This window comes from Psychrobacter sp. 1U1 (genome assembly GCF_051847535.1).
In the GTDB taxonomy this organism is placed as follows: Bacteria; Pseudomonadota; Gammaproteobacteria; order Pseudomonadales; family Moraxellaceae; genus Psychrobacter; species Psychrobacter saeujeotis.
This window is the reverse complement of record NZ_JBPYDD010000004.1, coordinates 242404-256990: the sequence shown is the minus strand read 5'-3', so window position 1 is coordinate 256990 and position 14587 is coordinate 242404. Positions and strand designations below refer to the sequence as shown.

14 protein-coding genes are annotated in these 14587 nt (G+C 39.4%); 10 read left to right on the top strand and 4 right to left on the bottom strand.

Annotation, left to right across the window (positions count from 1 at the left end; genetic code table 11):
• Window positions 1-39: 39 nt before the first annotated feature.
• The 3 genes from ftsA (at window position 40) to lpxC (ending at window position 4077) form a co-directional block, all read left to right on the top strand.
• Window positions 40-1332: a cell division protein FtsA gene (gene ftsA, locus ACS8FB_RS07770; protein WP_299217622.1), complete on the top strand. Its 1293-nt coding sequence runs from the start codon at window positions 40-42 to the stop codon at window positions 1330-1332.
• Between the two features lie 281 nt (window positions 1333-1613).
• Window positions 1614-2810 (top strand): cell division protein FtsZ, encoded by a 1197-nt coding sequence (gene ftsZ / locus ACS8FB_RS07765; protein ID WP_299217620.1) that lies wholly within the window; start codon window positions 1614-1616, stop codon window positions 2808-2810.
• A gap of 349 nt (window positions 2811-3159) precedes the next feature.
• A complete protein-coding gene (gene lpxC / locus ACS8FB_RS07760; RefSeq protein ID WP_439261894.1) occupies window positions 3160-4077 on the top strand; it encodes a UDP-3-O-acyl-N-acetylglucosamine deacetylase in 918 nt (305 codons plus the stop codon).
• A gap of 299 nt (window positions 4078-4376) precedes the next feature.
• Here the strand turns inward: lpxC and ACS8FB_RS07755 are convergent, their stop codons facing one another.
• A complete protein-coding gene (locus ACS8FB_RS07755) occupies window positions 4377-4892 on the bottom strand; it encodes a DciA family protein (RefSeq protein ID WP_439261892.1) in 516 nt (171 codons plus the stop codon).
• A 151-nt stretch (window positions 4893-5043) separates the two neighbouring features.
• On the opposite strand from ACS8FB_RS07755, the gene ACS8FB_RS07750 reads away from it, so the two are divergent.
• A complete protein-coding gene (locus ACS8FB_RS07750) occupies window positions 5044-5772 on the top strand; it encodes a CHAP domain-containing protein (RefSeq protein WP_439261890.1) in 729 nt (242 codons plus the stop codon).
• A gap of 181 nt (window positions 5773-5953) precedes the next feature.
• On the opposite strand, the gene ACS8FB_RS07745 is transcribed toward ACS8FB_RS07750, so the two are convergent.
• Together ACS8FB_RS07745 and ACS8FB_RS07740 are read right to left on the bottom strand one after the other, a co-directional pair.
• Complete coding sequence (locus ACS8FB_RS07745; RefSeq protein WP_439261888.1) at window positions 5954-6715, bottom strand: DOMON domain-containing protein; 762 nt, start codon at window positions 6713-6715, stop codon at window positions 5954-5956.
• Window positions 6716-6859: 144 nt separating this feature from the next.
• Complete coding sequence (locus ACS8FB_RS07740) at window positions 6860-7171, bottom strand: YhbY family RNA-binding protein (protein ID WP_439261886.1); 312 nt, start codon at window positions 7169-7171, stop codon at window positions 6860-6862.
• 460 nt (window positions 7172-7631) lie between these two features.
• On the opposite strand from ACS8FB_RS07740, the gene ACS8FB_RS07735 reads away from it, so the two are divergent.
• The 6 genes from ACS8FB_RS07735 to ACS8FB_RS07710 all read left to right on the top strand — a co-directional run bounded on the left by ACS8FB_RS07735 (window position 7632) and on the right by ACS8FB_RS07710 (window position 13330).
• On the top strand, window positions 7632-8264 hold the full coding sequence (locus tag ACS8FB_RS07735) for an RlmE family RNA methyltransferase (protein WP_439261884.1): 633 nt from the start codon (window positions 7632-7634) through the stop codon (window positions 8262-8264).
• 270 nt (window positions 8265-8534) lie between these two features.
• The gene (gene ftsH, locus ACS8FB_RS07730) at window positions 8535-10427 is read left to right on the top strand and encodes an ATP-dependent zinc metalloprotease FtsH (RefSeq protein WP_299217600.1); all 1893 of its coding nucleotides are present in this window, start codon (window positions 8535-8537) and stop codon (window positions 10425-10427) included.
• Window positions 10428-10646: 219 nt separating this feature from the next.
• A complete protein-coding gene (gene folP, locus ACS8FB_RS07725) occupies window positions 10647-11552 on the top strand; it encodes a dihydropteroate synthase (RefSeq protein ID WP_439261882.1) in 906 nt (301 codons plus the stop codon).
• A 68-nt stretch (window positions 11553-11620) separates the two neighbouring features.
• Complete coding sequence (locus ACS8FB_RS07720) at window positions 11621-11902, top strand: FAD assembly factor SdhE (RefSeq protein WP_439261880.1); 282 nt, start codon at window positions 11621-11623, stop codon at window positions 11900-11902.
• A 17-nt stretch (window positions 11903-11919) separates the two neighbouring features.
• The gene (locus ACS8FB_RS07715; RefSeq protein WP_439261879.1) at window positions 11920-12396 is read left to right on the top strand and encodes a hypothetical protein; all 477 of its coding nucleotides are present in this window, start codon (window positions 11920-11922) and stop codon (window positions 12394-12396) included.
• 217 nt (window positions 12397-12613) lie between these two features.
• Complete coding sequence (locus ACS8FB_RS07710) at window positions 12614-13330, top strand: YidB family protein (protein WP_439261877.1); 717 nt, start codon at window positions 12614-12616, stop codon at window positions 13328-13330.
• Window positions 13331-13455: 125 nt separating this feature from the next.
• Here ACS8FB_RS07710 and ACS8FB_RS07705 read toward each other — a convergent pair whose 3' ends face one another.
• Window positions 13456-14556 carry a regulatory protein RecX gene (locus ACS8FB_RS07705; RefSeq protein ID WP_439261875.1) on the bottom strand — a complete coding sequence of 367 codons (1101 nt, stop codon included), beginning with the start codon at window positions 14554-14556 and terminating at the stop codon, window positions 13456-13458.
• Window positions 14557-14587: the final 31 nt, after the last annotated feature.

Here is a 14587-nt window from a genome sequence, read left to right as displayed (position 1 = left end):
GCAGATAGTCTTCTATTTAGTGATAATTTGTTTGGTAACATGAAAAATACTGAAAATCTGGTTGTTGTCCATCTAAGTGCCACTGCAGTTTATGTGGTGATTGGTAGCGTTGTCTCTGCAAAAGACATACGTATCATGGGTGTTGGACAAGTCAAAAATAGTGATTTTTATCAAGGCCAAATCAAGCATCGCGAACGTTTACAGGGTGCAATCAAACAAGCCATTCAAGATGCTGAAGATATGGCAAATTGCCGTGTGCATAGTGTATGGCTAACACTTGCGACGCCTGAGTTATCTAGTAAAAATAGTATCGGTAACGTTGCAGTTGAAGAAGAAGTAGTACGTGCTAGGGATATGGTACAAGCATTATCTAATGCCAAATCTCAAGACTTACCCTCTGATTATTATTTAATGCATTGTTGTCAGCAAGGTATTTACATTGATGAGCAGGATACTATGGTTGATGATGCGATTGAGATGATCGCAAAAAACATCACGGTTATGTATCACATGATGATGATGCCAGTCTCTAGCCGTCAAAATATTCAAAAGCTATTACAAGGTTGTGATGTTGGTATCGATCATATTGTTTTTGATGCAGTAACAAGTGCTGAATATAGCCTAATGAGTGAAGAGCGCCAGCAAGGTGTCTGTCTAGTAGATATAGGCGCGAGTACCACTAGTATTTGTGTATATAAAGAAAATAAACTTATTTTTACTCACTGTATAGCCAGTGGTAGTCATGAAGTAACCATGGATATCTCAGCCGATATCGGTATTTCTATGATAGAAGCTGAAAAGCTCAAAAAATCACATGGCACAGTAGATATAAATAGTATGGATCCAAGCTCGTTCTTTATCTTTAAACCGCAAGGTTCAGGTGACGAAGTTAATGTTAGTCTTTATAATCTAGCGCGCATTATTGAGGCACGTTATGTACAGATATTTACTGAAGTCGTACGACAACTTCATGAAGCCGAGTTATTAGGATATATTGATCGAGGTATTGTGCTTAACGGTGGTGGTAGTACTATTAAAGGTATGATACCTTTTGCTAAAAGGCTATTAAAAATGCCTGTAGTGTTATCCAACACTCATCCTGCTATTAGTGCTTATAACCATTTCGATAATGAGGAATCGTTTAAGCAGTTAAGTATGCAGGTAAATAATCGTGCTTATCAAACGGCATTTGGTACTTTGCTCTATAGTCAAAGTGAGCAATTTCGTCATAGTGAGCAAAGTGAACCCGATGCCATTAAAAGAGGTCGTATAAAAGGGACCTTCCAAAATGTCGGTCAACGTTTTACTAGTGTTCTGAAAAAAATACTTTGAGATTTTGAGGTGATACACAAAAATCTTAAGTATTTTTAACCCATATTTGTCATGGACGATTGAAAGTAGGCGTTTGATATACGTGTTTTGAGACTATCGTAGTACTGTATGATTATATTATCAGCGTAACATGTTTTAATAGAGGTTTAACACACATTGATTGAACCTCATCTTTATTATTTTATTTGTATGTATTTATATATAGTAAGTCGATAGTACTTTATACGAGTGCGTTGTCACGTATCGACCATCACGCTATCTGCAACTGGAGAACCTTTTTTATGTCAAAATACACCATGCCAGATGATAACCAGTCTCAAAGCAACGGCCAAGCTCGTTTTACCGTATTCGGTGTAGGCGGCGGTGGCGGTAATGCTGTAGAACATATGGTACAGCAAGGTATCAAAGGCGTGACGTTTATCTGTGCCAATACTGATAGACAAGCCCTTGATCGTCTAACCGTACCGCATAAACTGCAACTTGGCGCTAAAAGTAATCGTGGTCTAGGGGCGGGTGCCAATCCAGAAGTCGGACGCGAAGCAGCAGAAAGCGAAGAAGAAGCGATTCGAACGCTACTTGAAAACTCAGACATGGTATTTATCACAGCTGGTATGGGCGGTGGTACAGGTACGGGTGCAGCGCCTGTTATCGCGCGTATTGCTAAAGAGATGGAAGTGTTGACAGTGGCAGTCGTTACGACACCATTTAAGTTTGAAGGTGGTAAGCGTAATAAATCTGCTAAAGCAGGAATTGAGCAATTAACAAACTTCGTTGACTCTATTATTACTATTCCTAATGATAAACTTATGAGTGTGTACGGCAATATTTCAATGAAAGATGCATTCAAAAAAGCGGATGACGTCTTATTGCATGCAGTACAAGGTATCGCTGAAACTATTGCTCGTTCAGGTCTTGTCAACATTGACTTTAACGATATACGTACGGCAATGACGGCTAAAGGTCATGCGATGATGGGTGTTGGACGTGCGAGCGGCGATGATCGTGCGCGTCAAGCAACTGAAAAAGCAATTAAGTCACCTTTGTTGGATGATCTGTGCTTAGAAAACGCGAAAGGTCTATTGGTCAACGTTATTTCTTCTGAAACTTTATCGCTAGATGAGTTTAGTCAAATCAGCGAGATTGTTGAAGGTATAACGGATACTGATGAAGCAAACATTTTCTATGGTTCAGTTGTTGATGAAGAGATGGGTGATGACTTGCATGTTACTGTGATAGCCACAGGTCTAACATTGGATGAAAAGATGGAGAAAGCGCCTCAAGTCCAACAGCCAGTACCTTCTGTCACTAGTACCCAATCAGTAGATCCAAACTTACATACCAGTGCATTAAACAGTCAAAAGCATTCGCAAAATCAGACGTATCAAGATAATGGCGTACGTTCTACATCTACTCAAGAACAACCGCAAACTAAAACCAATAGCATTCAAGATTATCTAAAACGTCAACAGAACAAATAGTATGTTTTAGATAACTATACTATTTGTAATGTATATATTTTTACATTTGTTTTTTATATAGTTCTTAAACATATCACCAACAATATATTAAACATAAAAAACCAGCACAATAGTGCTGGTTTTTTTGCATTTATACTAAAAAAAGGTACATATACCCTTCGTTTTGTAAGAGTCTAAGCTGACATCAGTACTTTTAGGAACCTTTATAAGTATTATAGATTGATACTTATATGGTTATTTAATATATAAATCATGGGTATAAGAAGATTACGGTGCCATAACTGTAGCGAATTAAGGCCTGCTAATGGTACACTATGACAATTGTAACAAAGTATGTGAGAAAACAGCCATGAATCAACGAACCATAGGAAAAGCGATAGCTATCACAGGCATTGGTTTGCATAGTGGTCAGCCTGTCGATTTGGAGTTTCATCCGCAACCAGTTAACACTGGAATAGTTTTCGAGCGTTCTGACATCGTTGGTAGTGCGCCAATACCAGCCAGTGCTTTTTTGGTACAAGATACTATGATGTCATCAAATCTTGTTTTCGGTGGGACGCGTGTTGGTACAGTAGAGCATTTATTAAGTGCAATCGCTGGGCTTGGAGTAGATAACCTATTAATAAAGGTATCAGCAAGCGAGATACCAATTATGGATGGCAGTGCATCGCCTTTTGTCGGTCTATTATTGCAAGCAGGTTTTGTTGAGCAAGAAGCGCTAAAAAAGTTTTTGAAAATCGTCAAACCTGTGCGTGTCGAAGTTGATGACAAATGGGCAGAGCTGCATCCATATGAAGGATATGAGTTAAATTTTGAAATTGACTTTGATCATCCAGCATTTGATAAAGACTTTCAACATGCTCAATTAGATTTTTCAACACAGAATTTTATCGAACAACTAAGTGAAGCCCGTACCTTCGGTTTTTTACAAGATATTGAGACTCTAAGACAAAATAACTTAGCATTAGGCGGTAGTATGGATAATGCCATCGTTATCGATGATGCTCGCATTTTGAATGTTGAAGGGCTACGTTTTGCTGATGAGTTTGTTCGTCACAAAATATTAGATGCTTTAGGCGATTTATATCTGATTGGCTATCCCATTATAGGTCGTTTTAATGCCTATAAGTCAGGACACGCATTGAACAATATGCTAGTCCGAGAAATTTTATCAGACGAGAATAACTTTGAAATTGTAACATTTGATGACAACGTAACTTGTCCAATCGAATATTTACCTTTAACAGGCTTAATAGTTGAAGGATAAATACAGGAATATACAGGAAGTATCGCAACACTTACGTAAGATTACATAGTTTAAGCAAAATAATGCTCAAATTATAACCACATTAGCGAATATATGATTTTATATTGTTTGATTGGGTAGCTGAAGCCTAGAGTATTCAAAAGCTCAAGGTTTTCTAAAAATCATCTGTTAGTCAAAACTCTCGATTGGGTTCTGACTAACAGATGATTTTTTTTGTTTGTAGAATTACAAAAACGCAGCGTTAACAGCTTATTTTCTCTTGTTTATTTACATAAGTTTACATTGTAAAAGAGAGTTTTTTACTCATTTACCAGCCGTAAAAGGGCTTTTTTGAGGTTTTTATCTGTCGTGACATGCTCTGCAGCCTGTGCTATAGTCCGCTTTGTGTTTTGGCTAAGAGCCTGATTTTTACCAATTTTATGAGAGTTTAGGTCACTTGTTATTGACGATAAATTCTTTTCATTTAACAATTTATTTGAACTCGTTTTTGAAACGATGACCTTTATTTTCTTAAGTTGTTTAAATGTAATCGATTGTTCTGTTAATACTTGTAGATAGGCACTTTGTAGATAACGAATATGATTGGCTGCAGTAGCAGAGCCTACACTTAATGTTAGTTGCTCAGAGCTCAAACCAACGACCCAGCAATTGGCAAGTATTTCTTCAGGTAGACAATCAATTAGAAGTGTTTTTAGTTCATGAGTCATCTGTGCATAAAACTGCATATTTTCAGTTAAAGCTTGAGGTAGGGCGCTACCAGCAAATGCCTGATGATCAATAAGTTTAGCTAGCTGATTAGGCTGTTTCTTCGACATTATGTTTACTCATCCATTGGGTGATAAAGGTCGATAAATAAATTGAGTATGTTGAATTTTATCACGGTTACTTAGTGATACGTCTTCTAAATTAATTAATGTTTTGTCATGGATGACAAGCAATCTTGTATTAACAATAGGTAGTAAATTTATGAAACAAGCTTTATTAATTTTGTCAGTATTGGGAATGGGTTTAGCACAAACGAGTGGTGCTGCCGAAACCACCTTTCAGCCAAATAATACCTTGAGTCATACCATTACAAATATTTCAGTATCTCAGAACTACGGTTCTAGTCGTAATATCTATAGCACTAATAGTGGCGCGCATGTTTTTAGTAATGATGAAATTAGCCAAGCTATTGACAACTTAAGTGCTCATGCCAAACAAAAAGAGTATAAATTAGCCTCATTAACCAGTCGCTTATCTTATGAGCGTCAGCAGCAAGCAAGCAGCAGAATACCAGATAGTAACTCTGCCCCTGCTATTGCAGCTGCTCGTGCGTCAAGAGTTGCTCTTTCTAGAAGCTCTGGTTATTGTGCCCGCTATGTGCGTAAAGCTTTGCAATCAGCTGGTTATGAGTTCACTCCAAACCCTTCAGCTTATCAGTACGCCTCCCGTGGTACACTTGCCAATGCTGGTTTTACTAAAATCAGCAACGACATGGCGCCTCAAGTTGGAGATGTCATAGTCTATGACCGTAGCTCAAAACGCCCACATGGTCATATACAGATTTTTGATGGTTCAGATTGGGTGTCTGACTTCCGCCAGAACAGTATTAGCCCGTATAGCGGTGTACATAGCTATACCACATGGCGTGATTCGCAATATGTTGATGATGCATCGGATCGTGGTATCTACCTAGCTATGGCTGATAAATAAAACATAAGTAAATTGCTTAAACTTATTATTTTAGCGTTTTCTCCTAACTCAGTAATGCTCTTTATGACATTACTGAGTTTTTTTATTTCTATCATCGTTCAACTATCAAAGCTATCTGCTATGAGCTATGATCTATTCAAAAGACCAACCAGCCATTAAACGTTGCTTGACGTTATAAAAACTATTTCGTTAGTGCAGCTTGCAAATCCAGCACTGTCCAATAACAGTGTTGATGAAAGTCAGGCGGGGTAGCGTGAGCTGGGGCAAAGTACAGGTTTGTTTTACCAAACTGTAGAATGACGCATGGATGTAATAGCTTTATGCTGATATCGCCGGATAAGTCGTGGTTATGAGTATTGAGCGAGAGCTGTTCTAAAGACAATCCAAAGCAGCGTCGATATTGATAGTACGGAGTAAATTTGGTGATGGTTGAGTCCACAAAGTGGTTTGCCAGTGCGGGATGTGGTTTTAGACGGTTTATTGGTTCTGCCTGCTGGTTTGAGGCGTTCTTAGCCCAAGTGACGTTCGCTTTTGTAGTACAGTTTGCTTGCATCAATGGTACTGGAGGCAGTGTCGATGGTGTACGATATTCATCAAATTTGTAAAGAGCATATTGTCCGTTTGGATTAACATTGATTTCTATATAGTTAGCTGTTGTATCAAAAACTTCACTACTGACAAAACATTCAAGACAAGTACGCTCCCATAAATAGTCGGTAAAACGGACTTTTGATTGTTGCCATGCTGTCCAATCTAGCTGCGCAGCTAGCCTAACGGATGGTAGCTGTATTTGGTAGCTCAACCAAAGTTGGCGTGTCGACAGCACAATCGAGGCTTCTACGTTAATGCGTATTTTTTGTAGCTCTTTAATCGATACACCGATTTGCTCTGCATCAGCCGATAATGTGTCGGTTGCCAATCGTAAGGTAAATAGCTGGCTCATAGTACTTGATTCATTATAGAAAAGATCGTCAATGTAGATTTGATAAAATGAGGGATAAAATAAAAGCCACGAGCAATGATGCAACGCAGCTTCTATAATCTTGGCTGTTCTTTCAATCTATTTTATACGCTTCATAGATACTAATTATTGAGCATGACGTGCTAAGTTTGATAACTTAGGATTAGCATTTGGATTCTGACGTAGCAATAACGCCATACGTCCAATAGTATGAATCACATTGGCTTTGGCTGCGGTTGCAAGCTCAGTGGCGACTACGTCACGGTCATGCTTACTGCCAGCTGGTAATTTTACTTTAATAAGTTCATGATCGGTCAAAGCGCGATCAATCTCTTCGGTGATAGCGGGAGTAATGCCATTGTTACCGATCATAACAATGGGTTTGAGCTCATGACCAATACCTTTTAAGCGTTTAATCGTAGCGTTATCAAGTTGCATAGTATTCCTAAATTTTAGTAAAAATAAAAAACAGTTCTAAAATGGTTGAATTGTCATAATAAGTCATAATAAATAAGAAGCAATGTTATCTAAACGACATGACCAAAACCATGTTATTAAAAAAGTTAATATTCATTATAAATAATCTATGACTATCTTGCATGATATCAGTACCATTTTGCACGATTTTACGTGATGAAAATGTTAAACTGAATAACTTGTTGCATTATAAACGCTGCTGGATCATAAAGCTGCTAAATCGTTAATAATGCCTTTAAATTTATTTATAAAAATAAAATTATCTTTAATGGGTATTATCGAATGGGTTTATTAGCACAATATAGTCGATACTAAATAAAAAATGAGATCATCTTTAATTGATAGAAATTTAGTCAGTCGGCTGTTAAAAATTATGACATCGTAAAGTATATGACACCATAAAGTAATAGGAGCAGGTATTTTGGCCACGCGCATTGAAAATAAAGGTTTATCAAAAAGTAGCCGTGCTTGGATGAAAGAACATATTGATGATCATTATGTAAAAAGAGCGCAAAAAGATGGCTATCGTGCGCGTGCTGCATACAAGCTGCTTGAGATCAATGAAAAGGCTAAATTAATATCGTCTGGAATGACAGTAGTAGATTTGGGTAGTGCACCTGGTAGTTGGTCACAAGTCGCCGGTCAACTGGTCGGTGAAAGCGGTACATTGATCGCCTCTGATATTTTGCCTATGGACGCTCTAGCAGATGTAACCTTTATTCAAGGGGACTTTAGAGAAGCAGATGTTTTTGACAAAATTATGACTGAGGTCGGTGACAGACAAGTAAATGTGGTATTGTCTGATATGGCTCCTAATACAGCCGGAAACAGTGCTGTCGATCAACCGCGAATGATATATTTATGCGAGCTTGCAGTGGACTTTGCTTTGGAGACCTTACCTAAAGGTGGCGCGCTTATTATGAAAGTGTTTCAGGGCGAAGGGTCACAGGAATTACGTAAGCAGATGCAGTCCAAATTTAGTAAGATTCGTAGTATCAAACCTGCAGCATCAAGACCACGGTCTAAAGAGATGTTTTGGATAGCAATAAAATAACTTGTTATTTCAATAGGTTGTATCTAATAAATAGTTTATGATTGATTTTATAAAGTACGTCATATTACGTGTAAAACCGCTACAATTGCTAACTGAATAAACGCAGCTTTTGCTTGAATTGTGCAGGTTAAAACCACATATCATGATATATTAACTTTGTTTTGTTTCAAGCAAAGTCGTCTGATAATGTATGATGAATTTATATTACATTTTTATATAGGCGTTACGTGTCTAGTAAACACACCAATAAGTAAGGGATGGGAATAACTAGTGAGCGACATGGTAAAAAATACCTTATTGTGGCTGGTGGTAATCGGCGTTTTGGTACTGGTGTTTAGCGGCTTTGATCAATCATCTGAGCCAGATAACCTTAACTACTCTGAGTTTGTGACCGCAGTGTCTGAAAACCAAGTAGCCAGTGTTGAGATCGACGGCGAGCAAATCATCGGCGAAAAGAAAAATGGTTCATCTTTTGAGACCATTAGGCCAGCTGTGACTGATGAGCAGTTGATGCCTCTATTACGTGAAAACCAAGTCGAAGTCCAAGGGACTGCGCCTAAACGTCAAAGCGTGCTGATGCAATTGCTAATAGCCAGTTTCCCAATCTTATTGATTATTGGTTTATTTTTGTTCTTTATGCGCAACATGCAGGGCGGCGCTGGCGGTAAAGGCGGCGGTCCGATGAGCTTTGGTAAGTCTAAAGCTAAGATGCTGACTGAAGACCAAATTAACGTCAATTTTGAAGACGTTGCTGGTTGTGAAGAGGCTAAAGAAGAAGTCGTTGAAGTCGTTGATTTCTTACGTGATCCTGATAAGTTCACTAAGCTTGGCGCAACCATTCCACGTGGTATCTTGATGGTAGGTCCACCTGGTACAGGTAAGACACTATTGGCAAGAGCCATTGCTGGTGAAGCCAAAGTGCCTTTCTTCTCAATCTCAGGTTCTGATTTTGTAGAAATGTTCGTCGGTGTTGGTGCGTCTCGTGTTCGTGATATGTTTGAGCAAGCGAAGAAAAGTGCGCCATGTATTATCTTTATTGATGAGATTGATGCTGTTGGACGTCATCGTGGCTCTGGTATGGGCGGCGGTAACGACGAGCGTGAGCAAACGCTTAACCAGTTGTTGGTTGAGATGGATGGTTTTGAAGGTAACGAGGGCGTTATCGTCATTGCAGCGACTAACCGTGCAGATGTACTCGACAAAGCGTTATTGCGTCCGGGTCGTTTTGACCGTCAAGTACAAGTAGGGTTGCCAGATATCAAAGGTCGCGAGCAGATATTGAAAGTGCATTTAAAGAAACTTCCCAATACAGTCGCTGTCGATGCAAATGCTCTTGCTCGTGGTACACCTGGATTTAGCGGTGCACAACTGGCTAACCTAGTAAACGAAGCAGCATTGTTTGCAGCTCGTCGCAACAAAACTAGCGTCGATATGAACGACTTTGAAGATGCTAAAGATAAGCTATACATGGGTCCTGAACGAAAATCTATGGTGATACGTGAAGAAGAGCGCCGTGCAACTGCTTATCACGAATCAGGCCATGCTTTGGTTGCTGAACTACTACCGGGTACTGATCCTGTTCATAAGGTAACAATTATGCCGCGTGGATTTGCACTTGGCGTAACATGGCAATTACCTGAGCATGACCAGACCAGTATGTATAAGTCAAAAATGCTCAGCGATATTGCTATTTTGTTTGGTGGACGTATTGCAGAAGAAGTGTTCATTAATCAGATGTCAACAGGTGCTTCTAATGACTTTGAACGTGCCACAAAAATGGCTCGTGCTATGGTTACTAAGTATGGCATGTCCGATGCACTTGGTATTATGGTATACGAGGATGACGATAGTTCACAAGGCTATTTTGGTTCTAGCAATCGTACTATCTCAGAAGCCACACAGCAAAAAGTAGATGAAGAAGTGCGCCGTATGTTAGAGGAGCAGTATGACATTGCTCGTGAGCTAATTGAAGGCAACCAAGATAAGATGCATGCAATGGTCGATGCATTGATGAAATGGGAAACGATTGACCGTGACCAGTTGCAAGATATTTTAGCAGGTGAAGAACCACGTCCACCTAAGGTTTATCAGCATGGTGTCAATTTGGGTAAAGGTAACGTTAAACCAACCGGTTTAACACCGCCACCATTACCAGCAATGTAAGTCAAAATCGAAACCATAGTTATTATAAAAAAGCCCTTTTCATAAAGGGCTTTTTTAATGGTTTAAAATTTTTGGTAGCGACTAGCAATACTAATCATTAGTACTATAAGCGACAGACATCTCGCTAGATTATGTGTTTGTTCTACTATTAGATATAATTATGATCTTTTATATGACAGAATATATTATTTATAAAATATAATCATTGATGGATGAGTTATGTCATTATTCGACCCTTTACCAGCTTATACGCTATATGGTCCTACGAAAAAGCTAGATTTATCTCAGCCCCATATCATGGGTATTTTAAATGTGACGCCGGACTCGTTTTCGGACGGTGGCCAGTTTAATGCTATTGATAAAGCAGTTGAACATTGTCAGTATATGCTTGAATCAGGAGCAACCATCATTGACATAGGAGGCGAATCTACTCGTCCAAATGCCGACTCTGTGGCGACTACTGAAGAAGTATCGCGTGTGGTCCCAGTCGTTGAGGCAATAAGGCAACAACTTGGCGAGGAAGCCTGGCTATCTATTGATACCAGTAATCCTATAGTTATACAAGCCGCTGTTGAGGCAGGCGCAGATATTTGGAACGACGTACGTGCTTTAAAACGCGAAGGTGCAATTACAATGGCAGCCAAACTTGATGTTCCTGTAATGCTTATGCACATGCGTGGTGAGCCAACGACGATGGGTAGTTTGGCGCATTATGATGATATAGTCAGTGAAGTGAGTGCTGAGTTGACGACTCGTATCGATGAGGTAATAGCTTTCGGCGTTGAGCGTGATAAAATAATCATAGATCCTGGCTTTGGATTTGCTAAAAACTATGAACATCACTGTGCACTATTGACCCAACTTGATAGCTTAAAAGCGCTTGGATTACCGCTGATGTTTGGCGTGTCGCGTAAGCGCTTTTTAGCTGAAGTATTGGCTAACAGTGGCCTTGAACAGCTTGCGACAACTAAAGCCCCTGATCGCGATACAGTAGGAGTTGCAGCTGGTTTGTTTGCGCTGCAACAAGGAGCCTGTATTATTCGTACGCATAATGTCCCTATGATGCAGCAAGCGGTGGCATTATGGAATCAGTTATCTGCTTACGAGCAAAATAGAGTCCAATAACGACAATGACTATTCTATAATGCTATAACGTATTTTTATTTAGACGTATCTTCAATGAGATCAAAATTATGACAGTCAAAAGCCAGCCAGAGCCTACCAACGAACAGCGCCGGATTATTTATCAAGCACGCCGCGGCTTAAAAGAGTTGGATTTTTATATCGATCCGTATGTTAAAGAGCTTTACTTGACAGCAGATTCTGCTGAACAAGCAGCTTTTGCAAACATGCTTACTTATGAAGATCCTGATCTATTAGATTATTTTACCAATCAGGCGCGCCCAGATGATGAGGCAATATGGACGCTGGTCAAGAAAATTAAAATGTGGCGTCATGGGAAAGATTTGTCATAACGGATTGGTTTTAACCGATGTATGATTCTACTGCGGTTCAGTTGCCTACAAATCTACGTATCGATACTGCTATTAAATATGGCAGTCGACTTCGTACGTTAATGTATACTGGATTGTCAATCTCAATCGTTTTATTATCTTGGCTTGCCAAGCTGTCATGGTGGCAGCACGCTTTAATTTTGATAGTGAGTGCAGCAGTGATAGGTTATTTGGCTTTATCAAGGCCAATACTACTACATTTAAGTCAGCCTCCCTTACACAATCATCTAAATAAAGAGTGGCAGTTGCTTATGCGTACTGGTCGCAACGATGAATTATGGCGAGCTGATCTCAACAATGTTCATCGTTATCAATGGCTATTAAATTTCCAATTTGTTACTACTGAACCTTTTAAGCGCTCTTTGACCATTACTATCTATCGTGATCAAGTCAGCCTTGATCATTGGCAACAATTAAATATCTTAGCCACTATAGTAAATAAGAAGCACGGTTAATGTTAAGGTTTAAAAAACCTATATTGCTATATAATTTTATAAAGACTCTTCTTATTGGTCGTTGGGTGGCAACCTTACGAAGCACTACGTGTGATAACAAAATACCTATGCCGATGGTTAACACGGTTTGTTATATTGTCTAACAAGACTATCCATACTATAAATAGTTATGATGTCATGTACGACAATATGATTAAAATAAGGAGAGGTAAATATTATGAGTTTATTAGGAAATTTAATTACACAAGTTGCTCGCAGCGCAATGGATCCAGAAGATTCTAAACGTAATCCAGTTAATCAAAACATTAATCCGCGCCGTACCGGTGGTCTTGGCGATATTTTGGGCGGCGTATTAACGGGTAGTCGCAACCAAACACGTGAGTATAATCCGCAACAATATGACCGTCAGTCAGATAATGGTTTGGGTTTAGATGATATCTTAGGCGGCTTGACTGGTGGTGGTCAGCGCGGCGGTATCACTTCTGGTGCAGGTGGGCTGGGTGATATATTAGGTGGTGTGTTAGGCGGTCAGCGTACTAGAGGCGGCTTTGGTGGTAAGGGTATGTTAGTTGCAGCTCTTATGCCTATGGTGCTTAGCTGGATTCAACGTAATGGTGGACTTAGTGGCGCGCTATCTAAAGTTACAGGTATGGGTTATGACAACCAAGCGCGCTCTTGGATGAGTAACCACGAGCTTAATGATAATTTAGACCCTAATGACATCAATCGTTTATTTGATGAAAAAGAAATTCAACAAGTCGCTGCGCATACTGGTGCTAATGATGTAGAAGTACGTCAAGGTCTGGCTGAGCTGTTACCAGAGGTTTTTAATCAATTAACACCGCATGGCAACTTAGATAATGAATCAGAGGCCAATCAAGAGATAGACCAGATTGTTAGCCAATTATCTAGTCGTCTTGGCACGTTGAAATAAGACAAGTATTTTCCAGTTTTAATACGCCATGTTTTAGTCTAAAAAAGAGTACATTTAATAACGTGCTCTTTTTTTTGACCGTTTTTGTTTCAAACAATAAGTAGTAAGTTGACTACAAAAGCCAGTTAAAAGCGTTCATCTAACGTTTCTAGCGTATAGTTGAGCGCGGCAAAGCAGATGTCGCTCTTAAATCCACGATACTGCAAAAACCGTAGTTGGCGTGCCTTGTCTTTTTGTTCAGTAGGGATGTTATTACCATACTTTTTGGTACGAGCGACCACTGCTAGCTTTAGCCAATCCACGCCTTCAACCAAATTGTCTGCACTATCATCTATAAACTCACTGAACTCATCAGACTCTGCATTTGCCATATCAATAAGCTCATCTATATTGCTTGGCATCTCAACTTTTTTACGATAAAACTCTTGCTTGATACGTCCGCGTCCACGACCTTTACGAATGCTTTCTCGAATTAGCATTAAGGTCGTACGATAATCACTTTGATAGCCTTTTTCCTCAAACTCATCAAGCAGCGCATCGATTTTGTCAGGATCTTGCTCTTTATCCAGTAGCTTTTGCTTTAACTCAGCTTTGCCATATTCGCGGCGTGAGAGATAATAGAAGGCCAACCAGCGTAAGCGGCTCTCAGCTTTGATGGCATCGATATCTGCTTGTCGCTGCTCAGGCGTGCGTAAGTAGGCTTTTAACGCAGATGGTAAGTTATCCGCTTGACTATCTACTTTGCTGTCTTCGTTATTATGATTAATTGTATCGTCACTACTGTAATTTACAGCTGACTTGGCTTCTATGTCAGACTTATCGTCTATATTAGTTTCATGAACATCACTTTTAACCTCTGCCAGTATCTCTTTAATACTTTGCGCTTTAGGCGGCTGATAGGTAGGTACTGTATTAGGTTCAGGTTCAAAGTTAGCCGCTGGATGAAAACGCTTCTTACGCTTTTTGGATTTGGTTTTAGCAGTATGACCATGAGAGGAGGGTAGGAGTTTGTTGTCAGATTCATTAAAACCATCAAACGTCTCATTGACTGATAAAGAAGGCTCAGGACCGAATTTTGCAAATTTGGACTTGACGATAGAGCTTCTATTTTTGGCAGGATTTTTAGACAGATATTTTTGAGTGGCTGTTTTTGACTTTGAGGCAGGTGTACTAGCTGAATCGGCCTGCGATTCAGCTAGAATTTCAGCTAATGTTTTAATTTTCATAACTATTAATCAGCTAATCAATAAAATATAT

What these genes read in the sequence shown, in the direction of transcription:
- ACS8FB_RS07705 (WP_439261875.1), bottom strand. Translation starts at nt 14,556, where the DNA reads ATGAAAATTAAAACATTAGCTGAAATTCTAGCTGAATCGCAGGCCGAT.
- ACS8FB_RS07710 (WP_439261877.1), top strand. Translation starts at nt 12,614, where the DNA reads ATGAGTTTATTAGGAAATTTAATTACACAAGTTGCTCGCAGCGCAATG.
- ACS8FB_RS07720 (WP_439261880.1), top strand. Translation starts at nt 11,621, where the DNA reads ATGACAGTCAAAAGCCAGCCAGAGCCTACCAACGAACAGCGCCGGATT.
- ftsA (WP_299217622.1), top strand. Translation starts at nt 40, where the DNA reads ATGAAAAATACTGAAAATCTGGTTGTTGTCCATCTAAGTGCCACTGCA.
- folP (WP_439261882.1), top strand. Translation starts at nt 10,647, where the DNA reads ATGTCATTATTCGACCCTTTACCAGCTTATACGCTATATGGTCCTACG.
- lpxC (WP_439261894.1), top strand. Translation starts at nt 3,160, where the DNA reads ATGAATCAACGAACCATAGGAAAAGCGATAGCTATCACAGGCATTGGT.
- ACS8FB_RS07750 (WP_439261890.1), top strand. Translation starts at nt 5,044, where the DNA reads ATGAAACAAGCTTTATTAATTTTGTCAGTATTGGGAATGGGTTTAGCA.
- ACS8FB_RS07745 (WP_439261888.1), bottom strand. Translation starts at nt 6,715, where the DNA reads ATGAGCCAGCTATTTACCTTACGATTGGCAACCGACACATTATCGGCT.
- ftsZ (WP_299217620.1), top strand. Translation starts at nt 1,614, where the DNA reads ATGTCAAAATACACCATGCCAGATGATAACCAGTCTCAAAGCAACGGC.
- ACS8FB_RS07755 (WP_439261892.1), bottom strand. Translation starts at nt 4,892, where the DNA reads ATGTCGAAGAAACAGCCTAATCAGCTAGCTAAACTTATTGATCATCAG.
- ACS8FB_RS07740 (WP_439261886.1), bottom strand. Translation starts at nt 7,171, where the DNA reads ATGCAACTTGATAACGCTACGATTAAACGCTTAAAAGGTATTGGTCAT.
- ACS8FB_RS07715 (WP_439261879.1), top strand. Translation starts at nt 11,920, where the DNA reads ATGTATGATTCTACTGCGGTTCAGTTGCCTACAAATCTACGTATCGAT.